The following is a 9,853-nucleotide window of genomic DNA, read 5'->3' on the forward strand; positions in this document are numbered from 1 at the left end:
CAAGGTCACCTCGACCCCGAGCAGAACAACGATGAACTCGAAAAGTTTGCACGTCTCGTCGCACCACGCTTCGGCAATAAGGACAAGGACGGTACGTATATCTAAGCGAGGATTGAAGCAACCCTCCAATCACCTGTAAGCCTGCCGCGCTCTAGGCTCGACCGCATTGGAGGGAATCGCCTGGAGCGTAGTCCGGGCGCCATTTGGGCACGGCCGTCGGGGCATCCTCCCACCCGAACCGCTATTTGAAGGCGGTTTCATCCGTATTGAATGGTATTGCGCATCGGAGTTCTCCTGTCTCTAAGTCCGTAGCGCAGAGGGTCCGAGTGCCCTTTTTTTTTCCATCTTTAGCGAGCAGCTCCGGGCGCGATGCCGGAGTCGCTGGTCTCCCTTCTTAGCTAGGCTTGCAAGATATGCCCTCAAGAAAAATCTTGCAGAAGGTATCTGCGACTTCCCTTCCACTTTGCTTGCCATTCGGCTTGAACCATCGATGTGTCCAGTTGAACATTCCAAAAATGGCGTTCGTGGCGATACGCGCGGAAACATCTGAGCGAAAAATACCTTCTTCAATGCCTTGCACGATCAATGCCATCGCCATTTTTTCAAAATTTCGCGTCTGTCTCAACATCTGCTTTGCCCAAGGTGAACTTTCGTGCGGGACCTCATGCATCAGCTCCTGAATGTAGACATACATGTGGGGATAGTTATCCTCGTATGAAGTCATCAGCATCTCAAACAGAAGTTTCAACTTCTCTTTTGGACCAAGATCGGGCAAGCGCGCGATACGGGAAGCTTCATCGACATTACTCTTCAGCATGCCCTGTATTGCCTCTTGCAATAGCTCTTCCTTGCTACTGACGTAGTAATAGAGTGTCGCCCGTTCCAAACCAGATGCCTTTGACAGGTCATTGAGCGTCGTCGCCTTGAAACCCTTTTCCTGGAATAATTTCACTGCCAACTGCACTAATTCATCGCGTTTAGCGGTGTAATCAGCGCCTCCTTCTGCGAGTGCGGCTTGACGCCGACGAGCAATGTTGCTCGCTTTCACAAGCATGGGCTTTTCAATTCCATCTGGCTTCGCAATGTCAGCAGGAGGGGCTTTGACAATCGACTTCTTACTCCGTCCAGTAACTTTTCTACTTTGTTCCATATATTCCTTTATTTTCTGAGTCGTGGATTGCGCCTCAATCTGCATAACTTGCTGCAATCCCCGCAAGTCTATCGCATCAACGTCAGCACCAGGCAAAATCCGCGCAGTTTGCAAATCGCAAGTCTGGAAGACGTGGCGATGCGAGGATCGAACCAGATCAGATCCAGGCTGCGATAAATGGCTTGCATCAGAAGTGGAAGCCATTCACTGCCAGGCGGAAATTTTACCAGCTAGATTAGCATATGTCAGAGCGAAAATTCATTTTTTGGCTCTCACAGTCAACGCAAGTGAAGATTATCAACAATGGTGTTGACATATCTAATTTTATCGAGCATTCTTTAACTGCACCCACCAATTGAATCGACCAGATTGCTTCTATTTTTCTCAACTTGACGGCGATGTTGCCGTGAAACTCAAGGGCAATTGCTTTCATCGCATCCTGCGATAGGAAAAATTGGGAAAAAATTGGACGGATTAGCAATGGGTTATCAATTGGCTTGCAATTTACGGAGAAGAAGAACTTAAATAAAGGAGCAAACGCAATGGAGATGGGACAAGGCAGGAGACATTCAAGTAAGGCAGATAAAAACAGGGGAGTGAGGACTATTACTGGTACGTATGGAAAGAGGTGCTTTCCAATAGTGAGGTTCGTCGCTTCTACAGCCGTAGTCGCAGCAGTATCTGTATCTTCTACGGGTACGGCGTATGCATACAAAATTGATACTGATCCGGATTGGAAACTCAATCTGGATAATTCGGTGATGTACACAGCGGGTTGGCGCGCACAATCGATTAATCCATATATTGCCAATAATCCGTTTTATCACCAGGGTGACACACGATTCGCAAAGGGTGACATGGTCACTAACCGTATCCAGGATCTCATTGAGTTTCAGGGGATTTACCAGGATAAATTCGGTTTCCGTGTCACTGGCTCGGCGTGGAAAGATTGGGCCTATCACGACAACATATCCGGCAATCCAGCTCTCTTGGCATTGGGGTTGAACGACTCTCCGAACGGAATGTCGAGCTATACAAAGCGTTTCCAATATCAGGGCGGAGAATTGCTCGACGCTTTCGTCTTTGGTAGTAAAAAGATAGGCGATATAGATTGGCACGCCAAGGTCGGTCGCTTGACGCAATTCTGGGGTAACGCTTTTTACTTTGGTTTTTCAAATATTGCCTATGGCCAGTCGGGGGTAGACCAAATCAAGGGCTTTTCCCAGCCAGGTTCTGAGCTGAAGGAATTGTTCCTGCCGCGAAAGCAAATTTTGCTTTCTGCTGACATTTCGCCAGAACTTTCGGTCGCTGCCCAGTATTTCTTTGAGTTCGGGGCTAATCGTTATCCTGAGAGCGGCACCTACTTCAGTGCAGCCGATTTTTTATATAAAGGTCCAACGAGCGTCCCCGCGCTGGCTGGCCTTGCCGGCGGTCCGGTAACTGCTGGAAACGAGAACAAACCCAAGAATAACAACGGCAATTTTGGCGTAAAAGCCGCATGGTCTCCAGAATGGGCGCAAGGTGATCTTGGATTCTATTATCGGGTTCTCGATGACCCGCATCCATGGGCCCTGCTCGACATCAACACCAATAGTACGGGCGGAGACGTACATCTTGATTACGCCCAAAAAATAAAACTCTACGGTCTGAGTTACGAGCGCACTTTCGGAACAGTAAGTACCGGTTTCGAAGCGTCGTATCGTCAAAATACAGGCCTCAATTCCGCACTAGGCACGTTCCAGCCAGGTGTCGCGTCTCATGGGGCAACAGGCGACATCGTGAACCTTATTGCGAATGCGTTTATTCAGTTAGGACACACGCCGCTTTATGACACAGGTTTGTTAATTGCTGAGTTGAGCCATACCCACCTGGTGAGCGTAACGGGTAACCAAAGCATGTACAACGGCGTTGGCTACGCTGGTTGTGGCGGCGGAACCAAGTGGACAGGATGTTCGACCAAGGATGCTACAGCGCTCTGGGTCAGTTTCGAACCGCAATGGCTACAGGTGTTTCCAAGGGTTGATATAAGTATGCCTACGTCGTATGCATGGGGTGTAAAAGGCACCCCTGCGTATGGTGCGGGTGCATTCTATGCCCAAGGCACGGGACTTTATAACATTGGCGTGAAGGCACTGTTCGATGGAAAAACCTCTATAGCGCTTTCCTATAACGGTATCAACTGGCGATCACGTGACATCGGAAATGGTCCAGCTGGTCCGATGTATGCCACTGGATCCGGCGCGTATGCTCTCAAGGATCGTGACTGGATTTCGCTAACCCTCAAGACATCATTCTAAAAATTTTTCCGGAGATACTGACAATGAATATAAAAGGAACTTTACTTGGTGGCGTGGTCGTTGTTGCGGCGTTTGCATTACCGCAATTTGCACTGGCGGAAGTGACAGCTGAAGAGGCCAAGCAGCTAGGTGCAACATTGACCGAATTCGGTGCCGAAAAAGCAGGAAATGCGGATGGCTCGATTCCCGCCTATACGGGCGGACTGACCAAGCCACCGGCTGGCTGGACCAAGGGTGATGATCGTTATATTGACCCTTTTGCCAGTGAAAAGCCACTCTATTCCGTCACAGCGAAGAACATGTCGCAGTACGCCGCTATGCTGACGGAGGGCAATAAAGCGATGCTTACTCGTTTTCCTGATACTTACAGGCTCGATGTGTATCCGACGCATCGAACTGTAGCCTATCCATCCTGGGTGTTGAAGAATACAGTCAAGAACGCTGCTACAGCCAAGCTGGGAGGGCAGGTTGAAGGTGACACGGTAGTGGGTGCCGACGCCGAAAATTCCCCGTTCCCGGGTATCCCGTTTCCAATACCGAAGAGCGGTGTTGAGGTGATGTGGAATTACAATTTCCATTACACGGCGGCGGTTACCCACACTGTGCCAGGTGCCTGGCTAGTCGACACTGGAGGCAACATTTCAAATCTGCCGACCCCGGACGAATATTATCTTCATCCTTGGTACGAACAGACGGGAAAGTTGCGGAAAGAAACCTACAACGCCGTTCACGGCTTTACCTCGGTGCTGCTTGACCCACCTTCGTCGGCAGGTATCGTATTCCTGAACTATTACATGCACAACGCTGCCGATGGTGGTCAGAAAGTCTGGTTCTATACGCCTGGCCAGCGCCGCGTCCGGGCTGCGCCGGAATTTGCCTACGACATCCCGATCGCCAGCTACGGTGGCGTGCTGTTGTGGGATGAGGTTCATGGGTTCAACGGTCGCATGGATCGCTTCGACTTCAAGCTAGTTGGAAAGAAGGAGATGTTGGTTCCTTATAATGTCTTTGGTGTCACCAACCAAGTCCTGTCAAAGGATTTTCTGGGGAAGAAGCACGTCAACCCCGACGCAGTTCGGTTTGAAAAGCGTCGCGTCTGGGTCGTGGATACCACGCGTAAGGCAAATGCCAGGCATGTCTACAGTCGGCGCACTTTTTATGTTGAAGAAGATTGCTGGTGCATCGTGGCGTCCGAGGCGTACGACAATGGCGGAAAACTCTGGAAAAATGCAAGCCTTTATACATTCCCGACTTATGACGTGGGCGGCGTAAATAATGACGGATGGGGATTCAATGACCTGATCAAGGGTAATTATTTTGTGGCGAATTCCGGACGAAAAGATCCAGGTAAATTTGTCCGCAGTTACCTAAGTCACGAAGGTCTGCCGCTCACACTGTCCCCGCAATCTGTTGTCGGCGGTAGCGTTCGATAGCGAGTGTGCCATATGGTGATCACAGTGCAGAATGGTTGCCATAAGGCGGGTGGCTCCTGTCGCTCCAATTGCATCAACCGGAGCGACGGGATTACCCACATTACCTCTTGATCAAAGCGTTGTAATAACTGGAGCAAGAAACACAATGACAGGTATCTACCTTCGAATTTATATAGAGAAAATCGTCAGATTCGCCGTCCTTGCGTTGCTGGGGGCATCGATTTTCTTTAGTCCGACAGTTTCAGGTGAGCCGGTCTTCAAAGATCCCCTAGATCACGCAGCGGAGATGAGCCTTGCGGTTGTTGGTCGACCCATGATGGCCGTTGCAAAAGCCGGCGCGCGCTTGGTCGCAGTAGGTTCACGTGGCTTGATCATTACCTCAGATGATAACGGGGTATCCTGGGCACAATCCCGGGTACCCGTTCAAAGTGATCTTCTTGCCGTCCAATTTCCGACAGCTTCCCAAGGTTGGGCCGTGGGGCACGATGGCGTAATTCTCCATAGCGCGGATGGCGGAACGACTTGGGAAAAGCAGTTAGATGGCCGGCTCGCAAACGACCTTTACAAATCCTTCTACCGTAAGATCGTTGACTCAGGCGATCCAGCAGTGAAACGCGCTTTGGATCAACTGGTGCTGAATTTCAAAGCTGGTCCCGCGTTGCCGTATCTGGACGTGTGGTTTTCCGATCCCCAACATGGGTTTGCCGTCGGGTCGTTTGGCATGATAGCAGCTACAGTTGATGGAGGAAAGACCTGGGAGCCGTGGCTGCATCGTATCGAAAACGACCAATTCCTTAACCTGAATGCTATTCGTGGCATCGGGGGCAATATCTACATCGTCGGCGAGCACGGAATGGTTTTTACGCTTGACGAAAAGAGCGGTCGTTTCAATGGATCCGCTACTGGATACGCGGGCAGCTTTTTTGGTATTGCGGGTAGTGCCGGCGTCCTCGTGTCCTTCGGTCTGAGGGGGAACGTTTATCGCAGTCGCGATGATGGCAAGAGCTGGGAATCGGTAAAGATGCCATCCGATGCAACCGTAATGGGCGGTGCCGTGCGTCCGGACAAATCCGGCTTCGTTTTAGTAAATAGCGCAGGCCAACTGATGGCGGGCGATGCGGAGGCGCGAGATTTCCGGAGTATTCATCCGACCAAGTCCATGCGCTACACCAATATCGCATTCGTCAATGATCTCTCCATGGTCCTTACTGGTCTGGGAGGCGTGCGAGTCGAGACACTGCCTGCCAGCGCCAAATGACCCGTCGACCACAACAAGAAATTTATCTCCTGCGAAATCATGCACGCAACTACAAATCAACTTGACTCGATGCCGATTGTGTCGTCTCGCAATCTCTTCGATTACAAGTCAGGGAATCTGCTTGAGCGAGTGATTTTCAATAATCGCATTATATTATTGACGATATGCTTGCTTACAACCTTATTTCTTGGCTTCAAAGGCTTCGGGCTGGAGATCAACGCAAGCTTTGAGAATATGATGCCAATCTCGCATCCTTTCGTTCAGAATTATCGCGCCAATGCGACTTCGCTGGGGGGACTGGGAAATTCCGTGCGTATTGTTGTCGAGAATCCCAACGGTAGTATCTACGATCCTGCCTATCTAGAAAAATTGCGAAGGATTAATGATCAGGTTTTTCTGATTCCCGGCGTTGATCGCTCCTTCATGAAGTCGTTGTGGATGCCCGTGGTGCGATGGACCGAAATAACCGAGGAAGGATACAAGGGCGGTTCTGTCATGCCTGATACCTATAACGGTTCGGAGGAGAGCATCAAGGCCTTGCGTTTCAATGTCATTCGATCAGGAATCATCGGTTCCCTGGTCGCAAACGATCAGAAATCCAGTACCATTTTTGTTCCCCTCGTCGAGTTGGACGCCACCACCGGCAAGGCGCTGGATTATCGGGCATTTCGGGATCAGCTAAACAAAATCCGTGAATACGAAAAGGATGGTGTGCGCATTCACATTATCGGCTTCGCGCAATTAGTGGGAGATCTCATCAATGGCATGCTAGAGGTTTTCACCTATTTTGCCTTCGCAGCACTAATTGCGACCGCAATCATACTGTTCTATACACGTTGCGTGCGAAGTACATTTCTTGTTGTCTTCTGTTCCTTTGTCGCCGTACTCTGGCAATTGGGCCTGATGCAGTTACTTGGATTTGTTCTTGACCCTTATTCGGTTCTCGTGCCTTTCCTGATTTTTGCGATCGGTGTTTCTCACGGGGCCCAAAAGATGAACGGGATCATGCAGGATATTGGTCGAGGCACCGATCGCTACGTAGCTGCCCGCTATACGTTCCGCCGCCTGTTTCTCGCAGGCCTTACGGCTTTGCTCGCCGATGCGGTTGGATTTCTGGTTCTTTCGGTAATCGATATTCCTGTTATCCATGGGCTGGCTATTTCCGCAAGTATCGGTGTCGCGGTTCTGATTTTCACCAACCTGATCCTGCTGCCGATCATGTTGTCCTACACCGGGGTCAGTCCGGTTTCCGCGGCACGCAGTCTGAAGAGTTTCGAGGGAAAGCATCCGCTGGTTCATTTGCTCGGACGATTTACCGAGCGCCGGTGGGCAATCGGTGTGCTTGTCACTACGGCGATTGTGACTGGAATCGGACTGGTCGTTGCCGGTGGGCTGAAAATTGGCGATCTTGATCCCGGTGCCCCCGAATTGCGTCCCGATTCACAATACAACCGAGACAACGCTTATATAACTTCGCATTATCAGTTGTCTAGCGATCAATTCGCCGTGATCGTGACTACTCCGGTTGGAGGCTTAATCAGCTTCGAGACAATGTTGGAGATGGATCGTCTTGAACAGAAGCTTAGAGACCTGCCCGGCGTGCAGACGACAGTTGCTGCCTCAAGCTTGGCACGCGCTTACACGGCTGCCGGCTTTGAAGGGTCGGATAAATGGATAACAATTAATCGCGATCCATTCGTGATCTCCGACGCGCTTAACTACGTTTTCGACTCCAATCCCGAGATGTTGAATGAGGCCAGATCGGTATCTCCGATTATTGCGTATCTTGCCGACCACAAGGCGGAAACGCTGGAGCGTGTTGTAAAAACGGTTGAGGAATTTGCCGCCGAGCACAATACGAAGGATCGCAAGTTTTTGCTAGCAGCGGGAAATGCGGGTATCGAGGCGGCGACAAATGAGGCGGTCAGCCATGCCAACCGGACCATGTTGATTTATGTGTACGCGGCAGTGATTATCCTTTGTTTTATCACTTTCAGGAGTTGGAAAGCCGTGGTTGTTGCTATCGTCCCACTCATTGTGACATCAGTGCTTTGCGAAGCACTGATGGTGATTCTCGGCATAGGCGTCAAGGTTGCTACATTGCCCGTTACCGCGTTGGGGGTTGGTATCGGCGTAGATTACTCGCTATATCTGCTAACAGTTCAGCTGGTACAGCAGCGCCAAGGATTGTCAGTGCCTGAGGCCTACGGCAATGCACTGGTATTCACAGGTAAGGTTGTCGCATTGATCGGCGTTACGCTGGCTGCCGCGGTTATTACCTGGGTATGGTCTCCGATCAAATTTCAGGCCGACATGGGGATACTCCTGGCGTTCATGTTTGTTTGGAACATGTTGGGTGCGCTTGTCTTAATGCCGGCCCTCGCATCATTCTTGCTTAGCTCTGCGACGCCAAAGAGTGTAATGCCAGCCAGTGTCGAGCCCGACGAGATCGCGGTGTGACCGACGAGGCACTCCCCATACGCGGCTTATTTAATTGAAACAAGGAATCGAGATGAACATCAAGCGGGTTGGCGTCATCGGCGCCGGTACGATGGGAAATGGGATCGCCCAGGTTTGTGCTGCAGCGAATATCGACGTGGTGATGGTGGATATATCGAACCAGGCCGTGGAGCGTGGTGTGAGTATGATCGTGGCGAGCCTGGATCGACTGACCAAGAAGGAAAAGCTGTTAGTGGCGCAAAAAGAAGCAATATTGGGGCGTATCTCTGGAACAACGGATTATTCTGCAATAAGGAACTGTGATTTGGTCATCGAAGCGACCACGGAGAACCTCGATCTGAAAAAGCGCATTCTGAAACAGATCAGCGACGAGGTCTCAGCGACTGCGATTATTGCCACCAATACCTCGTCGCTTTCCGTCACGGAGCTAGCGGCGGCAGTGAGCGCACCAGAGAGTTTCATCGGCATGCATTTCTTTAATCCAGTACCGATGATGACGTTGATCGAACTCATCCTGGGTATTCAAACATCATCCAAAACCTTGGTTGCGGTCCGAGAATTCGTAGAAGCGATCGGAAAGATTTCGATCACTGCAAAGAACAGTCCCGGTTTTGCGGTGAATCGCATACTTTGCCCAATGATCAATGAAGCAATTTTCGCTTTGCAAGAAGGTCTTGCCACTGCGGAAGATATCGACACTGGCATGAAGCTGGGCTGCAACCAGCCAATTGGGCCACTTGCGCTGGCCGATCTTATTGGACTGGACACTATGCTGGCTGTAATGGAATCGTTTTATAACGGATTTGGCGACCCGAAATATCGGCCAGCCCCAATGTTGAAAGAAATGGTTGCTGCCGGTTATCTCGGGCGCAAAAGTGGACGTGGATTCTTTCGATACTAATTTATTTGCGCAACTTTATAGGAACTATCTTCTCTTCTGCTCTCACTGGTTTGGATTTCAATTTCGCAGTAACAGCGGGGGAGTTCTCGTGAAGGCCTGGGTTCGCCCCTTTTGTTGCATTCAATATTGCTAAGGGAAGCAATTTTTAGGATTGCTATCAACATATGTGTTGACAGATGAAATTAACTGTCGCATGCTTGAACTGCGTTTAGATAAAACATATAGGTTAGTCCACGTTAGTTAAATGAATGGAGCGTTGATGAAATTCAATCTTATGCAAACCGGCGTTATCGGTCGGCGTTACGAGTTAGAGCAGGGCATGGCTGGTCAGCGCCCGGAGTTGTATCAACGGTT

At 50.3% G+C, this 9,853-nt stretch carries 6 protein-coding genes; 5 read left to right on the forward strand and 1 reads right to left on the reverse strand.

All coding sequences use genetic code 11. From position 1 onward, the window contains the following. Window positions 1-394: 394 nt before the first annotated feature. Window positions 395-1,354 (reverse strand): TetR/AcrR family transcriptional regulator, encoded by a 960-nt coding sequence (locus tag BM029_RS25075; protein WP_244545218.1) that lies wholly within the window; start codon window positions 1,352-1,354, stop codon window positions 395-397. A gap of 344 nt (window positions 1,355-1,698) precedes the next feature. Between BM029_RS25075 and BM029_RS25085 the strand changes: the two genes are divergently transcribed. The 5 genes from BM029_RS25085 to BM029_RS25105 all read left to right on the forward strand — a co-directional run bounded on the left by BM029_RS25085 (window position 1,699) and on the right by BM029_RS25105 (window position 9,499). After that, the gene (locus BM029_RS25085) at window positions 1,699-3,447 is read left to right on the forward strand and encodes a DUF1302 domain-containing protein (RefSeq protein WP_256381621.1); all 1,749 of its coding nucleotides are present in this window, start codon (window positions 1,699-1,701) and stop codon (window positions 3,445-3,447) included. A 23-nt stretch (window positions 3,448-3,470) separates the two neighbouring features. Beyond that, window positions 3,471-4,880 carry a DUF1329 domain-containing protein gene (locus BM029_RS25090; protein WP_092440725.1) on the forward strand — a complete coding sequence of 470 codons (1,410 nt, stop codon included), beginning with the start codon at window positions 3,471-3,473 and terminating at the stop codon, window positions 4,878-4,880. Between the two features lie 145 nt (window positions 4,881-5,025). Next, window positions 5,026-6,138, forward strand: coding sequence for a WD40/YVTN/BNR-like repeat-containing protein (locus tag BM029_RS25095; protein ID WP_170851228.1), 1,113 nt, complete (start codon window positions 5,026-5,028; stop codon window positions 6,136-6,138). A 39-nt stretch (window positions 6,139-6,177) separates the two neighbouring features. Continuing rightward, a complete protein-coding gene (locus BM029_RS25100) occupies window positions 6,178-8,598 on the forward strand; it encodes an efflux RND transporter permease subunit (protein WP_092440729.1) in 2,421 nt (806 codons plus the stop codon). 52 nt (window positions 8,599-8,650) lie between these two features. Next, a complete protein-coding gene (locus BM029_RS25105; protein WP_092440731.1) occupies window positions 8,651-9,499 on the forward strand; it encodes a 3-hydroxybutyryl-CoA dehydrogenase in 849 nt (282 codons plus the stop codon). Window positions 9,500-9,853: the final 354 nt, after the last annotated feature.

It is taken from the genome of Collimonas sp. OK607, from assembly GCF_900111995.1.
Taxonomy (GTDB): Bacteria; Pseudomonadota; Gammaproteobacteria; order Burkholderiales; family Burkholderiaceae_D; genus Collimonas.

What these genes read in the sequence shown, in the direction of transcription:
- BM029_RS25105 (WP_092440731.1), top strand. Translation starts at nt 8,651, where the DNA reads ATGAACATCAAGCGGGTTGGCGTCATCGGCGCCGGTACGATGGGAAAT.
- BM029_RS25095 (WP_170851228.1), top strand. Translation starts at nt 5,026, where the DNA reads ATGACAGGTATCTACCTTCGAATTTATATAGAGAAAATCGTCAGATTC.
- BM029_RS25100 (WP_092440729.1), top strand. Translation starts at nt 6,178, where the DNA reads ATGCACGCAACTACAAATCAACTTGACTCGATGCCGATTGTGTCGTCT.
- BM029_RS25075 (WP_244545218.1), bottom strand. Translation starts at nt 1,354, where the DNA reads ATGGCTTCCACTTCTGATGCAAGCCATTTATCGCAGCCTGGATCTGAT.
- BM029_RS25085 (WP_256381621.1), top strand. Translation starts at nt 1,699, where the DNA reads ATGGGACAAGGCAGGAGACATTCAAGTAAGGCAGATAAAAACAGGGGA.
- BM029_RS25090 (WP_092440725.1), top strand. Translation starts at nt 3,471, where the DNA reads ATGAATATAAAAGGAACTTTACTTGGTGGCGTGGTCGTTGTTGCGGCG.